Source organism: Kitasatospora sp. NPDC059146, assembly GCF_042786665.1.
Lineage (GTDB): Bacteria > Actinomycetota > Actinomycetes > Streptomycetales > Streptomycetaceae > Kitasatospora.
The window spans coordinates 64,819-89,761 of sequence record NZ_JBHZCY010000023.1; the positions used below are offsets into that span (position 1 = coordinate 64,819).

A 24,943-nucleotide genomic window follows, 5' to 3' on the forward strand; every position below is an offset into this window, starting at 1 on the left:
GTTCAGCCCGGAAGGTGCAGCACGACGTACCCCATCAGCCGCCGCACCCGGGCCGCGCCCAGGTGGGCGGGCCAGTACGGGTTGGGCTCGCCGCCACCGGTCATGTGCTCCCGCCGCCAGGTCCGGCCCCAGCCGACCCGCAGCTCCTGCTGGAAGCTGTGCCACCGGCCGCACGGGCACGGCACCAGCACCCGGGCGCAGGTGCGGCACAGTTCGGCCCGGTCGTGGCCGGTCGACACCTCCACCGCGGGCCCTTCCTCCCCGCAGGCCGGGCAGCCGGGCAGTTCGGCCCCGTCCAGCAGCGCGTTCTGCCGTCGGACGTAGTCGGGCAGGCGCAACGCCGGGTGCAGGAAGGGGTCGTGGCGCCAGGCGTCGTTCGGTGAGGTCCACCAGGGCTGGTTCCACCACACCGGCGTCGCCGCCCGGCGGCCGTCCCGCTTCTCGGCCCGCCGCTGCGCCGCGTACTGCTCCGCCCGGGCCAGCCACAGCTGCCGCGCCTCGTGCAGTTCCTCCACCGCCCGCACCAGGGACTCCGGGTCGGCCTCCAGGTGCCGGGGCATCCGGGCGCTGAGCGTCAGGTGGTGGTAGGTCGCCCGCAGGCCGTACGGGGCGAAGCCGGTCAGGCAGGTGCGCAGGGCGCTGTGGCGCCGGTGGACGGGCAGCGCGGCGTCGAGGACCAGGGCCCGGTGGGTGTGGAAGCTGGTCACGGCGCCGGCTCCTCGCCGTCCTCGGGGGTGACCGCCCCTGGAGCCGGAACCGGCACCGGGGGCGGCGGTGTCATCCGGCGATCATGCCGCAGACCCGGGCCGGGCGGCGAGCGGATTCACGCCGCCGCCGGGCGGGGTCAGCGCGGTCCGCCCCGGGCGGCGTCCGCCGCGATCGCCGCCAGCACCCGCCCGCAGCGCCGGACGAAGGCGTGCTGGAGGAGCGGGAACAGCGGGCCGACCAGCCGGGCCCACCAGGCGACCGGCCGGCTGAACGCGGTGACGCCGAACCAGACCGTCCCGTCGGGCGCCAGCTCGACCAGGAAGGTCTCCTCGCCCCGGCCGAGGTGTCCGGGCCTGGTCCCGTAGGTGAAGCCGTACCGGTCCGGGCCGTCGACGGCGGCCAGCACCCGGTTGGGCGCGCCCGCCCGCAGCGGACCGACGCCGATCGCGCAGCGGACGGCGACGCCCGGGGCCGCCCGGTCGGCCTCCGCGTCGATCCGGACGCCGGCCAGCCGGTGCATCCGCCAGCCGAGCAGCGCGGCCCCGGCGACCTCCAGGGCGGCGCGTCCGTGGCCGATCGGGGCCCGGTGCCGCAGGTGGTGGTAGCCGGCGGGCAGCTCGCCGGTGCGGCTGGCGCCCTGCTCGGGGTAGCTGTAGTCGGCTCCGGGGTGACCGGGGTCGGTCCCGAGGTGGCTGCGGTCGTTCATCGGGCGTCCTCCGCGGTGGTGATCCGGCGCCAGGCGAGGAGCGCGCAGAGCGCGAAGCCGAGCGCGTTGCCGAGGCCGTGGGTGGCGGCCATCCAGGCCAGGGTGGGGTGGGGGAGCCCGGCGGCCCGGCCGAGCGCCCACCACAGGGCGAGCAGCATGGTGAGGGCCAGCACGCCCGAGGAGACGGTGAGCAGTCCGGCGGTGACCGGGTCGGCCGCGCGGGGGCGCAGGTCGCGCCAGCTGACCAGGCCGACCAGCCACATCCCGGTGCTGAGGACGACCGCCCCGGCGAACTGCCACCAGTTGCCGAGGAAGTACCCGGCGAGCACCAGCAGGGTGCCGGCCGGGACGCTGAGCGCCGCGCAGCGGGCCGCCGCGGAGCCGGGCGCCGAGGCGCGGCAGACCAGTCCGGCGACCAGCGCGGCGGTGAATCCGGCGTAGTGGAAGTGCGGGACGGTCAGTGCCAGGATGTGCGGTTCGAAGCCGAACAGCGGGTAGCCGGAGCGTTCGGCGACCAGCGCGACCCCGGCCACCGAGGGCGCGGCGAGTGCGGTGAGCACGGCGATCTCGGCGGGGGCGAGCGAGCGGGTGCGGGCCAGTCGCCGGGGCGCGTGCAGGGCGACGGCCAGGGTGCCGAGGGCGTAGAGGACGGCGGTGGCGGTGGCGAGGCCGCCGCGGGGCAGCCAGAGCGACAGTGCCCCGGGGACGGCGGCGAGCGGCCAGAGCCGGCGGATCCGGGCCAGCCCGGGTTCGTCGACCAGGGCCAGGCCGAGCGGCAGGACGGCGCCCATGCCGAGCAGGACCAGCAGGTCGACCAGTTCGGTCGTGCCCTTGTCCATGGCGGGCACACCCCCTCTTGAACGCGTTCAAATACCCTTCGTCCGCGACTCTACGTCGCCGAGTTGAACATGTTCAACCTGACCCCCGGGCCGGCTGGCCTGGTGATCACGCTGGGTGCGGCGCACTCTGGAGGAGTAACCGATGGAGGTGATCCGCCATGCAGACTCTGGTCGGTTGGCACATCGAGATGGAGTTCCGCGAGGAGGGCGCGCGGACGACCGCCGCCGCCCTGCTGCGGCTCGGCGACGGGACGGAGGTGCGGGCCCACGGCTACAGCAGCCGCCACCCCTCCGACCCGGAACAGCTGCGGGTGGGCGAGGAGATCGCGGGCGCCCGCGCGCTCAACGACCTGGCCTCGCAGCTGCTCACCAAGGCCCACGGCGAGATCCAGGACGTCAGCCCGGTCCCGACCCACCCGCTCTCGTGACCGCCCCGCACCCGGACGGCGGCCAAGGCCAGGCCGGACGGGACCCGAACCGGCCGCGCATCCCGCTGATCTGCCCGCGCTGCGGCCACGAGCAGCGGGTCGTCCCCGGCGGCCCCGAGCGGGCGGTCAGGGTCGTGCACCTGGGGACCGGCCGGGAGGCCTGCGAACCGGGGGACCTGGCCCGGGCCCCGGACGACGGGGCCTGACCCGCGACGCCCCGAACGCCGGCGCCGGAAACGCCGAGCGCCGGGCCCGTTCCCACGGATCCCGGCACTCGACGCGCTCCGGGGTGCCCGAAGCCCTTCCGCGCCGCTCAGTTGACGCAGTACGTCCCCGGCGGGCGCCACTCCGGCCCGACCAGCCGCTGCTCCAGCTCGTTCGGCGTGATCCGGATCCCGACCGTCCCGGACAGCCCGACCCGGAACCGACTCCGGGCCAGCGTGAGCAGGGCCGTCAGGCCGTACTTGTTGATCAGTGAGGTGCGGTAGCGCGCGGTCGCGTCGGCGTCGCAGAGCCGGGCGCGGGCCGGGAGCCGTCGGCCGGTGGGCCGCCCGTGGGCGTCGCAGGGGCCGATCAGCACCCGGGGGTGGCGGCGGATCCGTTCGGCCTCACCGGAGTGGGCCGGGGTCCAGACGCCGAGCGCCCGGCCGTCCGCGACCACCCACAGCTGGGTGTCCAGTCGGCTGCCGTCGTCGCCGAAGGTGGTCAGCAGGAGGTACTTGCTGTCGGCGAGCCGGTCGGTGGGGTCGTGCATGATCTCCTCCCTCGCACAGGGGGGGCGGGGTCAGTGGTGACCGTGGCCCTCGCCCTCGGTGATCTCGCGGTGCTCGCGGTGCTCGTGGTGCTCGTGGTGCTCGCGGTACTCCTCGGCGGTGGGCTTCCCGATCCGCGCGTGCTCGCCGTGGAACCCGCGGGACAGCCGCACGCGGGTGCGGGTGAGCGCGCCCGCCGGCCGGGCCACTCCATTCTCGTCGACCGCGGGCGGCAGTTCGAGGGGGCGGGGCTGCTCGTGTGCGGTGAGCCGGTGCAGTTCGGCGGGCGCGAGCCCGGCGTGCACCTCGGTGAACTCGCCGTGCGGCAGCCGCTTGACGACGCCGGTCTCCCGGCCGTGCAGCACCTTGTCGCGGTCCCGCCGTTGCAGGCCCAGGCACCAGCGCTTGGTGACCACGAAGACGGCCACCGGGACGACGAAGAAGCCGATCCGTACGGCGTAGGTGATGGCGTTGAGCGACAGGTGCAGATGGGTGGCGATGAGGTCGTTGCCGCCGCCCGCGAGCATCACCAGGTAGACGCTGATCCAGGCCGCGCCGAGGGCGGTGCGGACCGGCGCGTTGCGCGGCCGGTCGAGCAGGTGGTGCTCGCGGGCGTCGTTCGTCACCCAGCCCTCGACGAACGGGTAGACCGCGATCGCGCCGAGGATCACCGGGAACAGCGTGAACGGGATCAGCACCCCGAGGTTGAGGGTGTGCCCCCACAGGCCGACCTCCCAGCCCGGCATCACCCGGATCAGGCCCTCGGCGAAGCCCATGTACCAGTCGGGCTGGGCGTCGGTGGAGACCTGGTCCGGACGGTACGGGCCGTACGCCCAGATCGGGTTGATCGTGGCGATCGCCGACATCAGGGCGACGATCCCGAAGACCAGGAAGAAGAAGCCGCCGGCCTTCGCCATGTAGACCGGCATCAGCGGCATGCCGACGACGTTCTTCTCGGTCCTGCCGGGGCCCGCCCACTGCGTGTGCTTGTGGTAGAAGACCAGGATCAGGTGCGCCATCAGCAGCCCGAGCATGATGCCGGGCACGAGCAGCACGTGGACGGTGAAGAACCTCGGGATGATGTCGTGCCCGGGGAACTCCCCGCCGAACAGGAACATCTGGATGTAGGTGCCGACCAGCGGCACGGCCAGCACCACGCCCTCGATGAACCGGATGCCGGTGCCGGAGAGCAGGTCGTCCGGGAGCGAGTAGCCGAAGAAGCCGTCCAGCATGCCGAGGAACAGCAGCAGGAAGCCGAAGACCCAGTTGACCTCGCGCGGCTTGCGGAACGCACCGGTGAAGAACACCCGCATCATGTGCACGAACATCGCCGCGACGAAGACGATCGCCGCCCAGTGGTGGATCTGCCGGATCAGCAGCCCGCCGCGGACCTCGAAGCTGATGTCCACGGTGGAGGCGTAGGCCTCGGACATCCGGATGCCCTTGAGCGGGACGTACGAGCCGCTGTAGACCACCTCGCCCATGCTCGGCTTGAAGAACAGGGTCAGCCAGACGCCGGTCAGGATGATGATCAGGAAGGTGTAGAGGCAGATCTCGCCCAGCATGAAGGACCAGTGGTCCGGGAAGATCTTGCGCAGGTTGGCCCTGGCGAGGGAGTGGATCCCCAGTCGGCCGTCCGCCCAGTCGGCGGCCCGCTGCCCCCGCCCTGGGTTCTGATTCCGGGTCATGTGCACGCACCTCGGTCCGAAGGAAACGGGGATCAGTCCCCGCTTCGTACGGACGCCACCATAATCGGGGACTGATCCCCACTTCTACCCGGGGCCCCTTCCGCCGCGGCTCGCCGCTCCCGGACGGCCCGTTCGGAAACGGTGGACGGCGCGTCCCGGAAACGGTGAACGGCGCGTCCCGGAAACGGCGAACGGCCCCTCCGGAAACGGCGAACGGCCCGCCCGGTGTCGTGGAAGACACCGGACGGGCCGCATGCGCACCCGAGTCACCCCGTGGGGCCCCGCGAGGGTCAGTGCACCAGCACCGGCACCTCGTCGCTCTTCGCCGCACCCGAGCCGGCACCCGTGGTGTCGGGGCGACCGGCGTTGATGAAGGTGAAGGCGACGGCGGCGGCCGCCACCAGGATCCCGAAGGACACCCAGATCGCGGTCGAGAAGCCGTGCACCATGCCCTGGAACTGCACGAGCTTGGCGGCCTCCGGGCTGGCCGCGGTGGCCAGCGAGGTGGCGTGCGAGGTCAGCCAGCTGGTGGTGGCGCTGGCCGCGATGGTGTTCAGCAGCGCGGTGCCGATGGCGCCGCCGACCTGCTGCGAGGTGTTGACCATGGCCGAGGCCACGCCCGCGTCACGCGGCTGGACGCCGTAGGTCGCGAGGCTCATGGCCGGCATGAAGGCGGTGCCCATGCCGAGGCCCATCAGGACCAGGCCGGGCAGGATCAGCGCCGGGTACGAGGTGTCCAGGCCGATGTGGGTCAGCAGGAACATGCCGACCGAGGCGGTCAGGAAGCCGGGCGCCATCAGGTAGCGCGCCGGGACGCGGGTCATCAGCCGGGCGCCGATCTGGGTCGAGCCGGTGATCATGCCCGCCACCATCGGCAGGAAGGCGACGCCGGTCAGCACCGGGCTGTAGCCGCGCACGACCTGGAGGTAGTAGGTCAGGAAGAGGAACAGACCGAACATGCCGATCACGGCCATGCCCAGCGACAGGTAGACCCCACCCCGGTTGCGGTTGAGCACCACGCGCAGCGGCAGCAGCGGGGCGGCGACCGCGCGCTCCACGATCACGAAGGCGGTCAGCAGTACGACGGCCGCGGCGAACAGCGCCAGGGTGCTGCCGGCGGTCCAGCCGCTGGACTCGGCGCGGGTGAAGCCGTACACCAGCGAGACCAGGCCGGTGGTCACCAGCACCACGCCGGGGATGTCCAGCTTGTTGCGGTTGCGGCCCCCGACGGGCTCGCTGATCACCAGGACGGCGCCGGCGATGGCCGCGATGGCGAACGGGATGTTGACGTAGAAGGTCCAGCGCCAGTTCAGGTACTCGGTCAGCGCGCCGCCGAGGATCAGACCGATGGCGCCACCGCCACCGGCGATCGCCCCGTAGATGCCGAAGGCCTTGGCGCGCTCCTTGGCCTCGGTGAAGGTCACGGCGAGCAGCGACAGCGCGGCCGGGGCGAGCAGCGCGCCGAACACGCCCTGGAGGGCGCGGGCGCCGAGCAGCATCGCGGTGTTGACCGCCATGCCGCCGAGCGCGGAGGCGAGGGCGAAGCCGGTCAGACCGACGATGAAGGTCCGCTTGCGGCCCCAGAGGTCCGCGATCCGGCCGCCGAACAGCAGCAGGCCGCCGAAGGCCAGCGCGTAGGCGGTGATCACCCACTGGCGGTTGCCGTCGGATATGCCCAGGTCGGTCTGGGCGGACGGCAGGGCGATGTTCACGATGGTGGCGTCGAGGACGACCATCAGCTGGGCCAGGCCGATGAAGATCAGCGCCTTCCAGCGCCTGGGATCGGGGATCGTCGCCGGAGCGGCGTCGGTCTGAGACATGGGGGTACCCATTTCACGGTGCGTGGTGTGCGAGAACGGTCAACTGCCGTACGGGAACGGCAGGTTGCCGTACGGGTGCGAGGGCGCGCGGACGCGCCCGGAGGCGACTCCGGTCAGTCGCGCGGAAGGTGGGGTGCGAGGGGGGTCGGATCGGCTCGGATCAGGATCGGATCAGTGGTTGGGTCCAGGTGGTCGGTCAGTGCCGAGGGCGGAAGTCCTCGAAGGTCGCGGCCCGGCCGGGCAGCGCCGAGCGGGCCGGCGCGCGCAGGCCGTCCAGGAACAGCTGCAGGTGGCGGTGGACGAAGTCGTCGAGCAGCTGGCAGGAGGTGCCCGGCAGCGGCCGGGTCAGCTGGCTCATCGCGACGAACAGGTCCCCGTGGTCGACGTCCGGCCGGAGCTCGCCGGTGGCCCGGGCGCGCTCCATCAGTCCGCTCACGGCGGACCGCAGGCGCTCCCGCGTCTCGGTCAACTCCGGGTCGTCCGGATCGACGGTGCTGGTGAAGACGGCGCAGAGCCCGCCGACCTTCTCCGCCACGGTCGCGTGCACGAACCGCTGCAGAGCGTCGAACGGACCGCCGCCCACTCCCGCGTCCGCCTCGGCCGTCGCCGTCTCGGCGAGGGCCAGGATGCGGTTCTTGACGAGCAGCGCCACTTCCTGGATCAGCGCCGCGCGGTCCGGGAAGTTCCGGTACAGCGTGGCATTGCCGACCCCCGCCCGCTTCGCGATCTCGTCCAGCGGCACCTCGGCACCGTGCTCGACGAACGCGTCCCGGGCCGCCAGTACGATCCGCTCCCGGTTCCGGCTCGCGTCCGCACGCAACTTCGGCGTGCGCACACTCCCCGCGGAACGGGCCGGCTCTGCGGCGACGGTGGTCATGGCGACGTGCTCCTCCAGAATACCGGGGAAGTTCTCCCCGCTTTCTCCAACGTACTCGCAAACGGGGAATCTGTCCCCGCAATTTCCTCCCATGCTGTGACCTGCGTCACGTTTACGGTTCCCGCCCGCCGATCTCCTCGTTGTCCGATCGGACAACCAGGCGGCGGAGGAGGACCCGTGAGCGTGATCCCTGGACGCCCGCAGATGGTGCCCGAGGAGTTCGAGGAGCTCGCGCGTCTCGCCCCCCGGGCGGTCGAAGGAATCCGGCTGGAGTTCCTCGGCGGGCGGCTGGTGGTCCAGCCCCGACCCGACGGCAACCACGGACGGGTGGTCGAGTGGCTGGTGCGCAGGTGCCTGCACGTGCGGCCGGAACAGTTCCTGCACAGCCACGGCCTGAAGGTGCAGGCGCTCCGGGACGGGCGGGCGCACCCTGACGGCGTCCTGGCGCCCTCGGAGGCCTTCGCCGGCCTCGGTGCGTGGGCGGAGGCCGAGGAGGTGCTGATGGTCTTCGAGGTCACTGACGACGATGCGGACGCCGACCACCGGGCCCGCGTCGAGAAGCCGCGTGCCTACGCCGAGGCCGGCATCCCCGTCTACCTGCTGATCGATCGCGACTCCGCCGAAGCCGTCGTCCACAGCCGGCCGGGCGGCGTTCGCTACGAAACCGTCCGGACCTTCGCCTTCGGCAAGAGCGTCCGCCTTCCCGACCCGGTCGGCATCGTCCTCGACACCGAGCCGCTCAAGAACTGGGTGCGCTGAGCCCGGCCGTGCCTTCCCGGGCGGGCTGCTCCGCCCGCCCTAGGCTGTGGGCGTCCCGGGTGTCCCGGGCGTCCCGGGCGGCCGGTGGGCCGCGGGAGTCGGGAGGGGCCCGGCGGCCGGGTGGGCGAGGAGGTCCGCGATGGGCAGCGAGGAGACGACCGCCAAGGTGCGCTGCGTGGCGGCCGTTCCGTGCTGGGTGAGCCTGATGGCCCGGGACCTGGAGAGCGCCACGGGGTTCTACGGTCCGCTGCTGGGTTGGGAGTTCGAGCCCGGCCCGGAGCGCTTCGGCCCTTACGTGCACGCGGTGACCGGCGGGGAGGCGGTGGCCGGGCTGGGGGTGGCGGGCCTGGGGGCGGTACCGCTTGCCTGGACCAGTTACTTCGGGACGGAGAGCGCCGACGCCGCCGCCGACGCCGTGCGCGAGCGCGGCGCGACCCTGGCGGTCGGCCCGCTGGCCTTCGACGCCGGGCGGGTGGCCTTCGCGGCGGACCCGGCCGGGGCGGTGTTCGGCATCTGGGAGGGCCCGCCGGGCCGGGCCCGGCGGCTGGACGTGCCGGGAGCGCCGGTCTGGATCGAGCTGCGCACCCCGGACCCCTTCGCGGCGGCGCTGTTCTACGGCGAGGTGTTCCGCTGGGACGGCCGGGACCCGGAGCGCTTCGAGGTCCGCTGGGAGCACGACCGGGTGGTGCTGCGCGCGGAGGGGCACAGCGTCGCGGCGCTGGCCAAGGAGCAGGCGGGCGGACCGGCGGGCCCGCCGCCGCACTGGGAGGTCTCCTTCGCCGTCCCGGACACCGACCGGGCGGTGGCGCGGGCGGTTGAGCTGGGCGGGGCGGGGATCGGACCGGTCTTCGACTCCCCGTACGGCCGGGTGGCCCGGCTGCGGGACCGTGACGGCGCCCGCTTCGCGGTGATCAGCCCGAAGAGCTGACCGGCCTCAGCCCGCGGGGCCGCTGCCCGCCTGTTCGGTACCCGCTGGTTCGGCGCCCGCCGGTTCGGTGCCCGTGGCTTCGGCGCCCGCTGGTTCGGTGCCGCTCGCCTCGGTGTCCGCCCGCTGGGCCCGGAGCCGTTCGCCGAGCTCCGCGCGGGTCGCTGCGGGCAGGGCCTTGCGGGCGGCCGGGAAGACCGTCTTCTCCTCGCCGGTGAGGTGCCGCCGGAGGGTGTCGCCGAGGCCGTGCAGGAGGGTGTCGAAGGCCGGGTCGTCCGGGCCGAGTCCTTGCAGGTCGGCGAGGTACTGCCCGATCGCGAGGTGGTCGTGGATGCTGCTGAACACCAGGGCCCCGCCCTCGGGCACGTCGTGCTGGACGAGCGGGAAGAGGTGCTCCTCCTCGGCGGCGCAGTGGCTGAACAGCAGGTCGGTCAGCCTGCTGACCAGCTCGCCGCGCTCGGCCGAGCCGGCCGGCGCCGCCTCGGCGCGGTCGAGCAGGTCGGTGGCCGCCTTGTGGTCGGCGGTGAACTCGCCGAGGATGTCCGGCCTGCGGCTCATGGCGTGCCCGCCTCTCGTCCGGGATCAGGACTCGCCCCCCGTACTGTCCAGTATCCGGCGCCGCCGCGCGGAACCCCGGTCCGGGCCGCTGCTGGGTGCGGGTTCCGCGGGGAGATCCCTGCTCAGCCGCCGTCCCGCCGCCCGGTGAGGGCCAGCAGCCGGGTCTGCGGGGCGGCGTCCGAGGGGACCGGCAGCGGCGGGTCGAAGAGTCCGCTGCCGGAGAGGTCGCCGTAGCCGCCGATCTCGCCGAGCGCGAAGTCCACCAGGCCGGCCGGGAGCCGGGTACGGGTGCCGATGCCCTCGGCGAGGTCCCAGGCGTGGACGACCAGGTCGGTGGTGAGCTGGTCCAGGTAGTACTGCCCGGAGACGTCCGCGAAGGAGAGGTGGACGGTGAGTTCGGTGGCGCCGGGCACGTCCCAGGCCTGCCGGGCGGCTTCGGCGGCGGAGTTCCAGGCGGCGACCGGGTCGTCGCCGAGCACGTCGCCGTCGTAGCGGCCGCCGACCTCGGCGATGGTGGCGCCCATCAGCAGGTCGGGGACCCAGAGCTGCTCGCCGGTGAGGTGGTTGACCAGGTCCCGCACCGTCCAGTCGGCGCACGGGGTGGGGGAGTCCCAATGGCCGGGGGCGATCAGCCGGACCCGTTCGTCGAAGGCGGCGAGCGCCTCGGGGTAGGGCGTGCCGGGCCGGTCGGCCGGCGGGCGTTGCCTGCGGTGAGCCATGTCTCCACCCTGCCCCGGCCCCGGTGGGGTGCGCGAGTCGTCCATGCACCGTCAGTTGTTCAAATTCGAACTCCAAGGTACGGTCGAGGAGTGGCCGGTTCAAATTTGAACAAAAGGCGCGGCGTGTCCCACCCCGCCCGGCCGCATCACCACACACACCCCTACGACCGACCCCGATCGATGGAGACGCGCATGCCGAGCAGCAGCCCGAGCACGACCGCCGCCACCAGTCCCACCAGCCCCGCCGCCCGCTCCGCACGGGGCGGCTCCGGGTCCGCGACGACCTCCCCGCACGCCTACGACGCCGGACTCCTGCTCCTGCGCCTGGTGCTCGGCCTGACCATGGCCGCGCACGGCAGTCAGAAGCTGTTCGGCTGGTTCGGGGGCGGCGGGATCGACGGCACCGGTCAGTTCTTCACCATGAGCGGTTACCCGGCCGGCAACGCCATGGCCGTGGTGGCCGGCCTGACCGAGGTCCTGGGCGGACTCGGCCTCGCCGTCGGCCTGCTGACCCCGCTGGCGGGCGCCGCGATCGTCGGCACGATGGTCAACGCGATCGCCGTCACCTGGGGCGGCGGCTTCTTCGCCCCGAAGGGCAGCGAGTACGAGCTGCTGCTGACGGCGGGCGCCGCCGCCCTGGCGCTGACCGGCCCGGGCCGCTACGCGGTGGACCGCTTCCTGCCGGTGTTGAAGGCGCACCGCCTGGCGTACGGCGCGGCTGCCGTGCTGGTCGGCCTGGTGACGGCCGGAGTGATCCTGCTGCTGCGCAAGTAGCCGCCCGGCAGTGGCCCAACTCGCTTTTCCGGAAGCCGTGCTGACGAACCGTCGGCACGGCTTCCGGCGTTCCGGCGTCCCGGTGTCCGGCGTTTCCGGGGGCACTGCGCGCGGCTACTCGCCGATCCGCACCAGCGCCAGGGTGATGTTGTCCGGACCGCCCGCCTCGACGGCCGCCTTCCACAGCTCGAAGGCGGCCCTGCCGTCGGCCCGGTCGGAGGGCCCGTCCGCGCGGGCGAGCAGTCCGGCGAGCTCCTCCTCGGGCACCGGGTCGGTCAGGCCGTCGCTGCACACCAGGTAGCGGTCGCCGGCGGCGAGCGGCGAGACCCGTACGTGCGGTTCGACGAAGGTGAGCCCGAGCGAGCCGCCCAGGGTCTGGGTGACCAGCGGGGTGGTGCGCTGTCCGGGCGGCAGCGGCGGGCTGTCGTCCACGCTCACCCGCTCCAGGCTCACCCGCTCCGGGGCCTCCCGCTCCGGGTCCTCCCGCGCCGAGGTCCCCCGCTCCGGGCTCGACCGCTCCGGGGGCGACGGCTCCGGCCCGCCACTGCTGATCCGGTAGACCCGGCTGTCGCCGACGTTGAAGACCACGGCCCGGTCGGGCAGCAGCACCAGCCCGGCGACCGTCGTCCCCATCGCGGCCAGCTCCGGCTCCCCGGCGGCGGCCGCGTAGACCGCCCGGTTGCACTCCTGGAGCTCCGCCCGGACGGCCTCCTCGCCGTCCAGTCCGCCCCCGGCGGCGGCGAGCCGGCGGGCGACCAGGGCGCTGGCCACCTCGCCGCCGGGGTGGCCGCCGAGGCCGTCGGTCACGGCGACCACGCAGGGCGGGCCGAGCGGGAAGAGCAGGGTCTGCGGGTTGGTGGTCACGGTGGCGCAGAGCGTCCACGGGCCGATCGTGAGGCTGTCCTCGTTGTGCTCCCGCACCAGGCCCTCGTGGCTCAGTGCGCTCACCGCGATGTACGGCGCCATCGGTTCGCCGTCCTTCCGCGGGCTCCGGCGGTTGCCGGGGCCCGCCTTCCATTGTCGGCGGGAAGCGCGGGAATAACGATCCGCGCCTGCGTGCTAGGGTGGTTGAAAGTTGAACGACTTGGACCTCCTGGAGTGTGGTGAGCAGCATGCAGTTCGGAATCTTCACCGTCGGCGACGTCACCCCCGACCCGACCACCGGACGCACCCCGAGCGAGCACGAGCGGATCAAGGCGATGGTGGCCATCGCGCGCAAGGCCGAGGAAGTGGGCCTGGACGTCTTCGCGACCGGCGAGCACCACAACCCGCCGTTCGTCCCGTCCTCGCCGACGACCATGCTCGGCTACATCGCCGCGCAGACGGACCGGATCATCCTCTCGACCTCGACCACGCTGATCACCACCAACGACCCGGTGAAGATCGCCGAGGACTTCGCGATGCTCCAGCACCTCGCCGACGGCCGGGTGGACCTCATGATGGGCCGCGGCAACACCGGCCCGGTGTACCCGTGGTTCGGCAAGGACATCCGCCAGGGCATCCCGCTCGCGGTCGAGAACTACGCGCTGCTGCACCAGCTGTGGCGCGAGGAGGTCGTCGACTGGCAGGGCCGCTTCCGCACCCCGCTGCAGTCCTTCACCTCCACCCCGCGCCCGCTGGACGACGTCCCGCCGTTCGTCTGGCACGGCTCGATCCGCAGCCCGGAGATCGCCGAACAGGCCGCCTACTACGGGGACGGCTTCTTCGCGAACAACATCTTCTGGCCCAAGGAGCACTTCCAGAAGCTGATCGACCTCTACCGCGAGCGCTACGCCCACTACGGGCACGGCACCCCCGAGCAGGCGGTCGTCGGCCTCGGCGGCCAGCTGTTCATGCGGAAGAACTCCCAGGACGCGGTCCGCGAGTTCCGTCCGTACTTCGACAACGCGCCGGTGTACGGGCACGGGCCCTCGCTGGAGGAGTTCACCGAGCAGACCCCACTGACCGTCGGCAGCCCGCAGGAGGTCATCGAGAAGACGCTGACCTTCCGCGAGACCTTCGGCGACTACCAGCGCCAGCTGTTCCTGATGGACCACGCCGGCCTGCCGCTCAAGACCGTGCTGGAGCAGCTGGACCTGCTGGGCGAGGAGGTCGTGCCGGTGCTGCGCGAGGAGTTCGCCAAGGGCCGTCCGGCCGAGGTCCCGGACGGGCCGACCCACGCCGCGCTGGTCGCGGCCCGTGACAAGGAGACCGTGGAGGTGGCCGAGTGACCGCGTTCAAGCTGGCCGTGGTGAGCGCCGGCCTCAGCAAGCCGTCCTCGACGCGGCTGCTGGCCGACCGGCTCGCCGAGTCGACCGTGCGCCGGCTCGCCCTGGAGGGGCGGGAGGTCGAGGTCACCGTGGTCGAGTTGCGCGACCTCGCCGTGGACATCGCCAACAACTTCGTCACCGGCTTCCCGGCCGCCGCGCTGCGCGGGGCGATCGGGACGGTGACGGGGGCGGACGCGGTGATCGCGGTGACGCCGATCTTCACGGCCTCCTACAGCGGCCTGTTCAAGTCCTTCTTCGACCTGGTCGACCACGACGCGCTCACCGGCAAGCCGGTGCTGATCGCCGCCACCGGCGGCACGCCACGGCACTCGCTCGCCCTGGAGTACGCCGTCCGGCCGCTGTTCAGCTACCTGCGCGCGGTGGTGCTGCCGACCGCCGTGTACGCGGCCACCGACGACTGGGGCACGGCGGGCGACGCGCTCACCGACGGCCTGCCGGGCCGGATCGACCGCGCGGCGGGCGAGCTGGCGGCCCTGCTGGCGGGGCGGGCCCCGGCGGCGGAGGCGGCGGCGGTGCCGGAGCAGGTGGTCCCGTTCGCCGAGCAGCTGGCGGCGTTGCGGGTCTGAGGGCCGGACCTGAGGGGCGGGTGCGCGACGGTGCGCCCCGCCCCTTCCGCACGTCCACCCCTCCGCAGGTCCGCCCCTTCGGCCTGTCCGCTCCTTCCGCAGGTCCGCGCCCGGCCGCCCGCCGTGCGAGGTCCTCATCGGCATGATCAGATTGGTGCTGATCCGTCGCGATCCGTTCACACCCCGTGAGAGAGCGCTCCGCGAGCCGCCTCCCGAGGAGGACCCCCGCCGTGCAGCCCGAACCCCAAGCCGTGCTCTCCCCGCTGACCAGTGCCGCGGTCTTCCTGGTCCTCACCGTGGAACCCGGCGGCGAGCCCACCGTCCGCGACCTGCTGCCCGACCTCGCCGGACTGCGCCGGGCCGTCGGCTTCCGGGCCCCCGAGGGCGGCCTCACCTGCGTCACCGGCATCGGCTCCGACCTCTGGGACCGGCTCTTCACCGGCCCCCGTCCCGCCGGACTCCACCCCTTCCAGGAGGTGGTCGGCCCCCGCCACCGCGCCCCGGCTACCCCCGGCGACCTGCTGCTGCACCTGCGGGCCGAACGGATGGACCTCTGCTTCGAACTCGCCACCCGCCTGGTCGACCGGCTCGCCGGGGCCGCCACCGTGGTCGACTCCGTCCAGGGCTTCAAGTACTTCGACGACCGCGACCTGCTCGGCTTCGTCGACGGGACCGAGAACCCCGAGGGCCGTGCGGCCGAGACCGCCGCCGTGGTGGGGGAGGAGGACCCGGGCTTCGCCGGCGGCAGCTACGTCATCGTCCAGAAGTACCTGCACGACCTCGACACGTGGAACGCCCTCGCCGTCGAGCAGCAGGAGGGGGCCGTCGGCCGCACCAAACTCACCGACATCGAGCTGGACGACGACGTCAAACCCGCCGACTCGCACGTCGCCCTCACCGTGATCACCGGCCCGGACGGCGCCGAGCGGAAGATCCTCCGGTTCAACATGCCCTTCGGTTCCTTCGACCGCAGCGGCGAGTTCGGCACCTACTTCATCGGCTACGCGCGCGACCCCGGGGTCACCGAGGAGATGCTGCGCAACATGTTCCTCGGTCGCCCGCCCGGCACCACCGACCGGCTGCTCGACTTCTCCACCGCCGTCACCGGTTCGCTGTTCTTCGTCCCGACCGCCGACCTCCTGGACACCCCGCCCCCGGCCGCCCCGGCCTCGGGCCCGACCCCGACCCCGACCCCGGCCCCGGCTGCGCCCGCAGCCCGCCCGGACGGCTCACTCGGCATCGGCAGCCTCAGACCGACCTCCTGAACCGCAGACCTCCTGAACGGCCGACCTCCTGAACGGCCGACCTCCTGAACAGGACCCGCACCATGAGCAACCTGCACCGAGAACTCGCCCCCGTCTCCGCCGCCGCCTGGGAGGAGATCGAGGAGGAGGCCCGGCAGACCTTCAAACTCCATGTCGCCGGCCGCCGCGTGGTCGACCTCGACGGTCCCGACGGCCCCACCCTCGCCGCCGTCGGCACCGGCCACCTCACCACCATCGACCCACCCCTCGACGGCGTCCAGGCCCACGCCCGCACCAGCCGCCCGGTGGTCGAACTGCGCGTCCCCTTCACCGTCAGCCGCTCCGCCGTCGACGACGTCGAACGCGGCTCCCGCGACTCCGACTGGCAACCCGTCAAGGACGCCGCCCGCACCCTCGCCCGCGCCGAGGACCGCACCGTCTTCGACGGCTACCCCGCCGCCCACATCGAGGGCATCCGCGCCGACTCCACCAACCCGCCGGTCCAACTCCCGCCCGACGTCCGCGAATACCCCGAAGCCGTCAGCCAGGCCCTCACCGCTCTCCGCCTCGCCGGCGTCGGCGGCCCCTACGCCCTCCTCCTCGGCGCCGACGCCTACACCGCCGTCAACGAGACCTCCGACCACGGCTACCCCGTCGCCAGCCACATCGCCCGCCTCCTCGACGGGGACATCATCTGGGCCCCCGCCATCGAGGGCGCCTTCCTGCTCTCCACCCGCGGCGGCGACTTCGAACTCCACCTGGGCCAGGACGTTTCCGTCGGCTACCTCTCCCACGACGGTGACTCGGTACGGCTCTATCTGCAGGAGTCGTTGACCTTCAGCGTCTACACGGGAGAGGCAGCCGTCGCCCTACACGCCTAGCACCACAGCGGCATGGAAGCGGCGATCATGAATATGTGCATGAACATGTTCATTGTGCTTCGTGGCTCTCTGCCTGGAATCCGGACGGCGCAAGATCGCCGGTCGGGCAGATGATAGGGCAGGCGCCATTGCTCGTGTCAAACGGTTGGCCGATGCGCGAACGAAGTTTCAGTGGTGGAGATTATATGAAGACTTTGGCTTGAGGTCGGCGAGTGCCGAGCGGGCGAGTGCCGCCTCGTCCGCGATGTCGACCTGCTCGGCCAGATGAATGGCGGCGGTCAGATGTGCGCGGGCGGCAGCCGTATTCCCGAGTTCCGCCTCGCAGCGGCCCAGGCCGCGCAGAGCTGCCGCTTCCTCGCGGGCGGCGCCGATGGAGCGGGCCAGCCGGAGGGCCGTTGCGTGCTGGTCCAGGGCCTCCTCGTGCCGGCGCGCGCTCGACAGGGTCTGGCCGAGGCTGTTCAGGCCGTCCGACTCGTAGCGGACGCTGCCGACCTCGCGGAATGTGCTCAAGGCTGCCTGGTGGAGTGAAAGGGCGCGGTCGAGTTCGGCGGGGATTCTCAGTGTTCCGGCGAGGTTGACGCGTACCACGGAAAGGTCCACCGGCGGCATGAGGCCGTCCCCGATTTCCAGGATTCGCTCGAAGGTGCTGCGCGCCTCCGAATGTCTCCCGGAGGAGGAGTGGAGCTCTCCGAGATTGTTGAGTATGCGGAGTTCGAGAACCCGGTCATTGAAATCACGGGCACAGGGGAGGGCGCTTTCATAGGCGGTCTGCGCCGCTTCCGAATTCCCCACGGAACGGTGCAGGATTCCGATGTTGGCCAGGCAGCGGGCGGCGTTCAGCTGGTCCTCCTGCTCGACCCGGATGGCGAGCACCTCCTCCTGCAGCGCGAGCGCCTCGTGGAGTCGGCTCTGGTTCCATCTCAGTCGCCCGAGCAGGCCCAGTGCGTTCGCCGTGGCGTCCGGGTCGCCCTCGCGGCGGGCGAGGGCCAAGCTGCGCTCGAGGGCCTCGACCGCGTGCTCGTACTGGGAGGCGTTCGCGAGTGTCGCCCCCAGGTCGCTCAGCGCCCATGCCTCCTGGAGGTCGTTCGCCTCCGACCGCCACAGGGCGGCCGCGGTGCGGTGCATGTCCTGGGCTTCGCTCCAGTACGCCTCGGCGTCCAGGTGACCGGCCAGTACGTGGGCGAGCCGGGCGCCGGTCTCGGCGTGGCCGGCGCGATGCGCGTGTGCGGCGAGGGCGATGAGCGTGGCGATCTCGGCCTCCAGCCAGGTCCTGGCCGATTCGGCCGAATCCATCGCCAAATCCGCCAGGAGGGCTTCCTGATCATGAAGTTGATGATCAATCAGGAGTTCCGCCCTCGACCTGCGCGGATAGAGCAGGTGATCCGCCTGGTCGGCCGCACTCAGAGCGAAGCGGAGCAGCCGGTCGACCGACGATTCCCGGAGGTCCTCCTCGACTCCCAGAGCCACTGCGAAATCCCGCAGAAGGTCGTGAAGTTGGTACCTTTCGGGCGAGATCTCGATGAGGAGGTGGCAGTTCAGCAATGCCTCCAACACCTGGTCGGTTTCGTCCACCGTCCGCCCGAGCAGTGCCGCCGCCGCGTGCACGCCGAAATCCGGTCCCGGATACAGCCCGAGCAACCGGAAGGCCGACCGCTGGTTCGCCGGAAGGTACTGGTAGGAGACCTCGAAGGCGCGCGCGATGCTGTCCGAGCCGCTGCGGATCTCGGCGAGGCGGCCCCTGCGGGAGAGGCGGCGGGCGAGGTGGTCGAGGGTCCAGGAGGGGCGGGCCCGGAGGCGGCTGGCGGCGAGCTCGATGGCGAGCGGGAGGAGGCCGCAGCGGTTGACGATCTCGACCACGCGGTCGCGGTCCGCCGAGCGCTCGGGGCCGACCAGGTCGGTGAACAGGGCGACGGCGTCGTCGACCGGCAGGACGTCCAGGAAGACCGGTCGGGAGCCGGGGAGTTCGGCGAGTCGCTGGCGGCTGGTGACGATGACCAGAGCGGCCGGTGCGGGGGGCAGCAGCGGGCGGATCTGGGAGGCGTTCGCGGCGTCGTCCAGGACGAGGACGGCCCGGCGGGTGGAGAGGGTCTCGACGCAGAGGGCGAAGACCTCGTCGGCGTCGAGCGGGATGGTGGTGGCGGGCACGCCGAGGCGTCTCAGCAGCAGGGCGCCGGTGGCCTCCGGGGTGAGTGGCGGCTGGTTGCCGACGTGGGCGCGCAGGTTGAGGTGGACGTACCCCTCGGGGAAGTGCTCGCGCATCAGGTCGGCGGCGTGCAGGGCGAGGGTGGTCTTGCCGACGCCGGGCATGCCGAGGATCGCGGAGACGGTGACGACGCCTCCCCGGGCGGCGGCGCCGGGCAGGACTCGGCGCAGGTCGTCGCGTCTGCCGATCATCCGGTGTCGCCCGGGGGCACCGGAGGCGGGCGCGGCGGCCTCGGCAGGGGAGTCGGCGGCCCGGACGAGTTCCACCCGTCCGGGTGTGCCGGGCAGCGGTTCGCCGTTGAGCATGAGCCGGTGCAGCCGGGTGAGTTCCTCACCGGGGTCGGTGCCGAGGTGGGCGCGCAGCAGTCGGACGACGGCGGGGTAGACGGCCAGGGCGTCGGCCTGGCGGCCGGCCGCGTGGAGTGCGGTCATCAGGTGGCCGGCCAGGCGTTCGTCGGTGGGGCGGTCCTCGCGCAGGGCGGCGAGTTCGGGGATCAGCTCGTGGTGGCGGCCGATCCGCAGGTCGAGCTCGATCCGTTGCAGGGTGGTGGCGAAGCGCTGGTCCGCCATGGTGGCGCGGGTGGTACGGGCCCAGTCGCCGGGCAGGCCGGCGAGGGGTTCGCCGCCCCAGAGTTCCTCGGCGCGGCTGAGGACGGTTCTGGCCTGGTGGTCCTGTCCGTTACCGGCGAGCAGTCCGGCTCGTTGGGACAGGTCCAGATATCGCTGCCAGTCGATGAGTTGGGGGTCCGCCCGCAGGGTGTACGTGTGCGATCGGGTGTCGATCGTGGGTACTTCCCCGGGACTTTCCGTCCCGGCGGCGCGGCCGGCGCGTCTCAGGAGCGCGCGGAGGTGGGAAACGTGGCTGTACAGGCTGGTCAGTGCGCTGGGCGGTGGTTCTTCGTCCCACAGTCGGTGTACGAGCGACGTATGGGAGAGCGGCCTTCCGAGTTCCACGGCGAGTGCGGCCAGCAGTTGCCGCCGTTTGTCGGAGTGGAGTGCCAACGGCTCTCCGTTCACCGACAGTTCAACTGAACCCAGGAGATGGATCCGCATGCGACGCCCCCCGCCGGTTGGCCACCAGCTTGCCGTGTCGCGGGTGAGCATGGCACGCGTTCGGGGCGATCGGCTATACCACGATGGGGTTCGGGAGATGGTCCTTTGGGAATGTTCTCGACTTGACGACATGTCATCTGCTAGTGCGAAAGGGTCAATTCGTCGAAGGCGGGGGGAGCCAGTGACAAATCCGGCCGTGGTGGGGTGCTGCCCGTGACGGGCGCCGAGCTGCCCTCAGGGGTCGTGCGCAACTCGCTGACCGGCGGCGGAGGGGTCGGCGGTTCGGTGGTGCAGGCGGGCACGATCAACGGCGGGGTGCATCTGGTCGCCCGGCCAGTGCTGCCGACACCGCGCCAACTACCGCCCGGTCCAAGGAAGTTGATCGGCCGAAATGCCGATCTGGCGGCACTGGACCGGTCGTTGGGCGAGGACTGCGGCGGGGCGGACACCACCGTCGTGGTGACCGGACCGGCCGGGGTCGGCAAGACGGCCCTCGCCGCCCGGTGGTTGCGCGGTCTGGCCGGGCGCTTCCCGGACGGCCAGTTGTACGCCGATCTGCGCGGGTACGCGCCGGGCGGGCCCGCGGACCCGGCCGAGGCGCTCGGTGCGTTCCTGCGGGCGTTCGGGATCTCACCGGCGCCCCGCAGCCTGGAGGAGGGCGCGGCCCTGTGGCGTTCGGTGGCGGCGGAGCGGCGAATCGCGGTGCTGCTGGACAACGCCTCGACCGCCGCACAGGTCCGCCCGCTGCTGCCGGGCTCGGACGGCACCGTGGTCGTGGTGACGAGTCGGCGCCGGCTCACCGGGCTGGGGATAGACGGCGCGGTGTTCCGGGGGCTGGAGCCGCTCGCGCCGGAGGCGTCGACGGAGATCCTCGCCGAGCGGGTCGGTGAGCGCCGGGTCGCGGACGAGAGCGATGCCGCGGCCGAGGTGGTGGACGCCTGTGCCGGGCTGCCCTTGGCGATCTGCCTGGCGGCGGCGCGGATCGCGGCGCGGCCGGCCCAGTCGCTGGCGGCGACCGCCGAGAAGCTGGGCCGCGGCGCGGACCGGCTGGCGGTGCTGAACGTGGAGGGCGAGACGGTGCAGGAGCTGCTGGACGCCTCCTACGGAGTGCTGGAGCCGGAGAGCGCCCGGCTGTACGGACTGCTGGGCCTGCTGCCCTTCGCCGAGTTCACCCTGGAGAACGCCGCCGTCCTCGCGGACCTGGACCTGACCGGGGCGGACCGGCTGCTGGACGGTCTGATCGACGTGCACCTGCTGGAGGAGAGGGGGCCGGAGCGGTTCCGCTTCCACGACCTGGTCCGGCTGCACGCCCGGGCGCGCGGGGCGGCGGACCGGGCCAGCGCGACGACCGCTGCCACCACGGCCACCGCGACCACCGGGACCGCCTTCGACCGGCTCGTCGACTGGTACCTCGCCTCGACCACGGCCGCCGAGGCGGTCGTCTCGCCGAGCCACCGCACGCTCGCCCGCGACTACCTCACCCGGCCCGTGCACCCGGCCCGCGAGTTCGCGGACACCACCCGGGCCCTGGAGTGGCTGGACGAGGAGCGCGACCGGCTGGCCGACCTCCTGCGCTGGTCCGAGGAGCTGGGCCGGCCCGCCGCCGCCTGGCAACTCGCGGACGCCATGTGGCCGTTGTTCCTGCGGCTGCGTCCGGCCCGGCTGTGGGTGGAGGCCCACCGGATCGGTCTGCGGGGTGCCCGGGCCGTCGGTGACCGCACTGGCGAGCTGCGGATGCTGACCTCGGGCGGTAACGGCCTGCGGAACGCGGGCGACGGGGAGGAGGCGGCCGACTGGTTCGCCGAGGCCCTCTCCCTGGCCCGGGACCAGCCGCTGGCCCAGGCGAACGCGCTGTACGGGCTGAGCCAGACCCATCGGATGGCGGGTCGGCTGACGGAGGCGGCCGACTGCCTGGGCCGGGTGGTGGAGCTCAGGGAGGCCCAGGGCCAGCTCCGCGGTTCGGCGCTGGCCCGGCTGGCTCACGGCGAGGTGCTACTGCTGGCCGACCGGGCGGCCGAGGCGGTGGAGCTCCTGGAGCGGGCGGGCCGTGAGCTGTCCTCGATCGGGGACGACTACGAGGTGGCCCGGGCAAGGGCCTTCCTGGGCCTGGCGTACGGCCTGCTGGGCGCGTACGACCGCGCCGAGACCTGCCTGGCATCGGCCCTCACGGGCTTCCGGGCCGGGCTGTCGGTGCACTGGGAGGCGCGGACGCTGGAGTTCGCCGGCCAGGTCGAGGAACGGCGCGGCCGCCCGGAGGCGGCGCGCACCCGGTTCGAGCAGTCGCGGGCCCGCTACCAGGACGTGGGTGCCGCGGCCGAGGCGGCCCGACTGACGGACCGCCTCGCCGCGTACGGGCCCGCTACCCCCGTTCCCGAAGGGCGTCCCGACGGCCCGTCCGTCTGAACCGGTCGCACGTGCCGAGGCGGTCGCACGGGCCGAGCCGGTCGAGCTCGGCCGGCGCCCGCCCGGCCGCCAGCCAGGCGTGCACCAGCGACCCGAGGGCCAACGGCAGCGTCGGCGCGCCGTCGGTGCGGTGCGCCCCGGGGGCGGGGCGCAGGACGAGCCGTGCCCCGGTCCGGGTGAGCACCAGCACCGCTCCGCCACGACGTTCGGCGGTGACGACGGCGCAGCCGGGGTGGGCGGACAGCACCCCGGTGAGCCGCGCGCCGATGCCGGCGGCCGGGAGGAGCCCGAGGTGGAGCACGTCGGCCTGCCGCCGCCAGCGAAGGGCGGTCGGTTCGGTGAGGTCGAGCACCAGGTGCTCGTCCTCGAAGCCGGGCCCGGGTCGGCCGTCCTGCGGTGCGGTGGATGGGTCCGCGGTCAGCAGGACGTGGCGGGCACCGGCGGGGGAGACGACCCGGGCGTCGAACAGGCTCGCCGAGGGCTCACCCGACGGCGGGACGGCCAGCGGCGCCAGCCGTACGGTGTGCAGGGTGGCGGTCATCCGGCCCGCCGGGAGTCCGGCGCGAACGGGGTGTCCAGCGGTGCCGGCAACGGCAGCGTCGCCGGCGCCGGGCTGTACGCGGGCTGGCCGAGCCCGAGCACCCGGTACAGCAGCCGGCGGGCGTTGCGGTCGAAGCGGCCGGGTTCGGAGCTGATCCGGTCGGCGATCGCGGTGTAGTCCTCCGGGCGGTACTGCTCCGCGGCGTAGGCGAGCTGGTCGGTGAGCGGGTGTCCGGGGGCGAGCGCGGGCGCGGTCCGGGCGAGCTGGGCGGAGGGCGAGCGCGGGTTGACGTTCCGGTGCGGGTACTCGGCCAGCAGGACGGGGGCGCCGGTCATCGCGCCGTACAGGGTGACCGAACCGTGGTCGCCGATGACGTAGTCGGCGGCCACCAGCAGCGGCCGCCAGTCCGCTTCCGGCGGGACGACCGAGACGGCCCCGCCTGCGGTGGCCGTCGCCCAGGACCGCACCTGCCAGGGACTGTGCGCCGCCGAGATGTTCGGATGGGTCAGCAGCGCGGTGCGGTAGTCCGACCGGGGCAGTTCGGAGGTCAGCCGGGGCAGGACGGCGTCGAGCCGGGTGAACAGCGAGCCGGCCCCCCAGGTGGAGGAGACCAGGACGAACTTCTCCTCCGGTCGCAGTCCGAGGGCCGCCCGGTAGTGCTCCCGGTGCGGCAGCGCGGCGGCGATCCGGTCGTAGCACGGGTCGCCGACCACCTCGGCGATCGGTACGGCCTCCGGGCAGCTGCGGCCGAGTTCGTCCAGTTGTTCCCGGTGGGCCAGGGCGAACGAGCTGGGGACGACCCTGCCCTCCCAGCACAGGTGCTCCGGGCCGAGCCCGATGGCCGCTCGCTCGCCGTCGGGTCCGCCGCGTCGGGACAGCTTGATGTTGCCCGCGCCGTGCGGGAGCCGGACGACCGGCCCGTTCAACTGCTCCATCCCCTGCGAGCCGGCCGCCAGCACGAGGTCGAACTCGCGTCGAACGGCCTGCTCCCAGGGCAGCACGGTGGCGCCCAGGGCGAGCAGGCCCTCGGCCGCGCCGGGATTGAACACGTGCGGCGCCACCGTGAACTGCACATGGATCCGCAGGTCGGAGGCGAGCAGGGAGTAGAAGTCGTGCAGTCGCTGGGCGTAGACCACGGTCTGGGCGACGACCAGCACCCGCTTGCGGTCCCGCATGGTCTCCCACGGCCCGTTGCTGCCCCAGGCCGGGCTGTCGTGCGTCCCGTGAGTGGTCGTGATGTCCTGTTCCCCGTGCACCAAGGTCATTCCGTTCCCCCTCCTTGATCGCAGGTCGGGGCCGTCGACGAGCCCCGCCGCCGAGGTTCCCCCGGGCGGTTGGTGGATTCATTGACGAGACCTGGCGGGGCCTTGCGGAAACCTTGTGTCCGCTTGCCGCCCCGGCGAAGGGCCCCGGACACCGGGTAGGGTACTGAGTGCCTTTACCAGGGGTACTGAGTGCCGTATTCTCTCGGTGGAGCCTCTGATGCCAGTCGCAGACAGCCGACCCGGCATGCCGGTCCAGGTGGCGCTTGCGGCACGCGGGCCGTTGCCGGGCCGGGGTTGGCACTCAGTACCCTCGGCCTGACCTGAGGCCATGGATCCAGTGCATCCGTGCACCCGTGACAGGAGAAACCGCTCATGAGCTTGAGGATCGTCGTCTGTGTGAAGTACGTGCCGGATGCGACGGGTGACCGTCGTTTCGCGGACGACCACACCACGGACCGGGAGGGTGTGGACGGCCTCCTGTCGGAGCTGGACGAGTACGGCGTGGAGCAGGCGCTGCGGATCGCGGAGGCGAACGAGGGTGCCGAGGTGACGGTGCTCACGGTGGGTCCGGACGATGCGAAGGACGCGCTGCGCAAGGCGTTGTCGATGGGTGCGGACAAGGCCGTGCACGTGAACGACGAGGACATCCACGGTTCGGATGTGATCGGGACGTCGGCGGTGCTGGCGAAGGCGCTGGAGAAGACCGGGTTCGACCTGGTGATCGGTGGGATGGCGTCGACGGACGGCACGATGGGTGTGCTGCCGGCGCTGCTGGCGGAGCGGCTGGGTGTGCCGCAGGTGACGCTGCTGTCCGAGGTGTCGGTCGAGGGCGGTGTGGTGCGGGGTCGTCGGGACGGTGACGCGGCGACGGAGCTGGTCGAGGCGGCGCTGCCGGCGGTGGTCTCGGTGACGGACCAGTCGGGTGAGGCCCGGTACCCGTCGTTCAAGGGGATCATGGCGGCGAA

Annotated in this window: 24 protein-coding genes; 11 read left to right on the forward strand and 13 right to left on the reverse strand. The window is 72.8% G+C overall.

All coding sequences use genetic code 11. The annotated features are described in order from the left end of the window. Positions 1–2: 2 nt before the first annotated feature. From ACFXPX_RS13330 to ACFXPX_RS13340, 3 genes are all read right to left on the reverse strand, one after another. Complete coding sequence (locus tag ACFXPX_RS13330; protein ID WP_375891267.1) at positions 3–707, reverse strand: hypothetical protein; 705 nt, start codon at positions 705–707, stop codon at positions 3–5. Positions 708–844: 137 nt separating this feature from the next. Further along, on the reverse strand, positions 845–1,414 hold the full coding sequence (locus ACFXPX_RS13335) for a DUF1990 family protein (protein ID WP_375891268.1): 570 nt from the start codon (positions 1,412–1,414) through the stop codon (positions 845–847). Next, positions 1,411–2,253, reverse strand: a complete 843-nt coding sequence (locus ACFXPX_RS13340) for a YndJ family protein (protein WP_380407427.1) — start codon at positions 2,251–2,253, stop codon at positions 1,411–1,413. Before ACFXPX_RS13340 ends, ACFXPX_RS13335 begins: the two co-directional genes overlap by 4 nt. A 158-nt stretch (positions 2,254–2,411) precedes the next feature. Between ACFXPX_RS13340 and ACFXPX_RS13345 the strand changes: the two genes are divergently transcribed. Further along, positions 2,412–2,681 carry a DUF1876 domain-containing protein gene (locus ACFXPX_RS13345; RefSeq protein ID WP_375891271.1) on the forward strand — a complete coding sequence of 90 codons (270 nt, stop codon included), beginning with the start codon at positions 2,412–2,414 and terminating at the stop codon, positions 2,679–2,681. Continuing rightward, a complete protein-coding gene (locus ACFXPX_RS13350) occupies positions 2,678–2,887 on the forward strand; it encodes a hypothetical protein (RefSeq protein ID WP_375891273.1) in 210 nt (69 codons plus the stop codon). The genes ACFXPX_RS13345 and ACFXPX_RS13350 overlap by 4 nt, the downstream gene beginning before the upstream one ends. 107 nt (positions 2,888–2,994) lie before the next feature. Here ACFXPX_RS13350 and ACFXPX_RS13355 read toward each other — a convergent pair whose 3' ends face one another. The 4 genes from ACFXPX_RS13355 to ACFXPX_RS13370 form a co-directional block, all read right to left on the reverse strand. Beyond that, positions 2,995–3,435, reverse strand: a complete 441-nt coding sequence (locus ACFXPX_RS13355; protein ID WP_375891275.1) for a PPOX class F420-dependent oxidoreductase — start codon at positions 3,433–3,435, stop codon at positions 2,995–2,997. A gap of 30 nt (positions 3,436–3,465) precedes the next feature. Then, positions 3,466–5,121, reverse strand: a complete 1,656-nt coding sequence (locus ACFXPX_RS13360; protein ID WP_380641072.1) for a cytochrome bc complex cytochrome b subunit — start codon at positions 5,119–5,121, stop codon at positions 3,466–3,468. Between the two features lie 290 nt (positions 5,122–5,411). Continuing rightward, positions 5,412–6,953, reverse strand: a complete 1,542-nt coding sequence (locus ACFXPX_RS13365; RefSeq protein WP_375891279.1) for an MFS transporter — start codon at positions 6,951–6,953, stop codon at positions 5,412–5,414. Between the two features lie 184 nt (positions 6,954–7,137). Then, complete coding sequence (locus tag ACFXPX_RS13370; RefSeq protein WP_380407417.1) at positions 7,138–7,818, reverse strand: TetR/AcrR family transcriptional regulator; 681 nt, start codon at positions 7,816–7,818, stop codon at positions 7,138–7,140. A 177-nt stretch (positions 7,819–7,995) separates the two neighbouring features. On the opposite strand from ACFXPX_RS13370, the gene ACFXPX_RS13375 reads away from it, so the two are divergent. Further along, positions 7,996–8,577, forward strand: coding sequence for a Uma2 family endonuclease (locus ACFXPX_RS13375; RefSeq protein ID WP_380641075.1), 582 nt, complete (start codon positions 7,996–7,998; stop codon positions 8,575–8,577). Between the two features lie 139 nt (positions 8,578–8,716). Then, positions 8,717–9,505 carry a VOC family protein gene (locus ACFXPX_RS13380; protein ID WP_375891285.1) on the forward strand — a complete coding sequence of 263 codons (789 nt, stop codon included), beginning with the start codon at positions 8,717–8,719 and terminating at the stop codon, positions 9,503–9,505. Between the two features lie 6 nt (positions 9,506–9,511). Here the strand turns inward: ACFXPX_RS13380 and ACFXPX_RS13385 are convergent, their stop codons facing one another. Then, on the reverse strand, positions 9,512–10,060 hold the full coding sequence (locus ACFXPX_RS13385) for a hemerythrin domain-containing protein (protein ID WP_380641077.1): 549 nt from the start codon (positions 10,058–10,060) through the stop codon (positions 9,512–9,514). Positions 10,061–10,182: 122 nt separating this feature from the next. After that, positions 10,183–10,779, reverse strand: coding sequence for a TIGR03086 family metal-binding protein (locus ACFXPX_RS13390; protein WP_380523470.1), 597 nt, complete (start codon positions 10,777–10,779; stop codon positions 10,183–10,185). Between the two features lie 192 nt (positions 10,780–10,971). On the opposite strand from ACFXPX_RS13390, the gene ACFXPX_RS13395 reads away from it, so the two are divergent. Next, on the forward strand, positions 10,972–11,553 hold the full coding sequence (locus ACFXPX_RS13395) for a DoxX family protein (protein WP_375891290.1): 582 nt from the start codon (positions 10,972–10,974) through the stop codon (positions 11,551–11,553). A 114-nt stretch (positions 11,554–11,667) separates the two neighbouring features. Here the strand turns inward: ACFXPX_RS13395 and ACFXPX_RS13400 are convergent, their stop codons facing one another. Next, positions 11,668–12,519 carry a PP2C family protein-serine/threonine phosphatase gene (locus tag ACFXPX_RS13400; RefSeq protein WP_380641079.1) on the reverse strand — a complete coding sequence of 284 codons (852 nt, stop codon included), beginning with the start codon at positions 12,517–12,519 and terminating at the stop codon, positions 11,668–11,670. Between the two features lie 146 nt (positions 12,520–12,665). Here ACFXPX_RS13400 and ACFXPX_RS13405 point away from each other — a divergent pair, with 146 nt between their 5' ends. The 4 genes from ACFXPX_RS13405 (at position 12,666) to ACFXPX_RS13420 (ending at position 16,514) form a co-directional block, all read left to right on the forward strand. Further along, on the forward strand, positions 12,666–13,763 hold the full coding sequence (locus ACFXPX_RS13405; RefSeq protein ID WP_380407403.1) for an LLM class flavin-dependent oxidoreductase: 1,098 nt from the start codon (positions 12,666–12,668) through the stop codon (positions 13,761–13,763). Then, positions 13,760–14,389: an FMN reductase gene (locus ACFXPX_RS13410; protein WP_380641082.1), complete on the forward strand. Its 630-nt coding sequence runs from the start codon at positions 13,760–13,762 to the stop codon at positions 14,387–14,389. Before ACFXPX_RS13405 ends, ACFXPX_RS13410 begins: the two co-directional genes overlap by 4 nt. 230 nt (positions 14,390–14,619) lie before the next feature. Further along, a complete protein-coding gene (locus tag ACFXPX_RS13415) occupies positions 14,620–15,654 on the forward strand; it encodes a Dyp-type peroxidase (protein WP_380641084.1) in 1,035 nt (344 codons plus the stop codon). A 62-nt stretch (positions 15,655–15,716) separates the two neighbouring features. Continuing rightward, entirely contained in the window at positions 15,717–16,514 is a 798-nt protein-coding gene (locus ACFXPX_RS13420; protein ID WP_380641086.1) for a family 1 encapsulin nanocompartment shell protein, read from the forward strand. A gap of 168 nt (positions 16,515–16,682) precedes the next feature. Here the strand turns inward: ACFXPX_RS13420 and ACFXPX_RS13425 are convergent, their stop codons facing one another. Further along, positions 16,683–19,718, reverse strand: coding sequence for a BTAD domain-containing putative transcriptional regulator (locus ACFXPX_RS13425; protein ID WP_380641088.1), 3,036 nt, complete (start codon positions 19,716–19,718; stop codon positions 16,683–16,685). A 264-nt stretch (positions 19,719–19,982) separates the two neighbouring features. Here ACFXPX_RS13425 and ACFXPX_RS13430 point away from each other — a divergent pair, with 264 nt between their 5' ends. Further along, positions 19,983–22,172, forward strand: a complete 2,190-nt coding sequence (locus ACFXPX_RS13430) for a tetratricopeptide repeat protein (protein WP_380641090.1) — start codon at positions 19,983–19,985, stop codon at positions 22,170–22,172. Here ACFXPX_RS13430 and ACFXPX_RS13435 read toward each other — a convergent pair. Next, on the reverse strand, positions 22,129–22,713 hold the full coding sequence (locus ACFXPX_RS13435) for a hypothetical protein (protein WP_380641092.1): 585 nt from the start codon (positions 22,711–22,713) through the stop codon (positions 22,129–22,131). The two genes, ACFXPX_RS13430 and ACFXPX_RS13435, sit on opposite strands and share 44 nt — an antisense overlap. Further along, on the reverse strand, positions 22,710–23,978 hold the full coding sequence (locus tag ACFXPX_RS13440; protein ID WP_375891308.1) for a hypothetical protein: 1,269 nt from the start codon (positions 23,976–23,978) through the stop codon (positions 22,710–22,712). Before ACFXPX_RS13440 ends, ACFXPX_RS13435 begins: the two co-directional genes overlap by 4 nt. Before the next feature lie 372 nt (positions 23,979–24,350). On the opposite strand from ACFXPX_RS13440, the gene ACFXPX_RS13445 reads away from it, so the two are divergent. Next, on the forward strand, positions 24,351–24,943 hold a 593-nt coding region (locus tag ACFXPX_RS13445), incomplete at its 3' end, for an electron transfer flavoprotein subunit beta/FixA family protein (protein WP_380641094.1).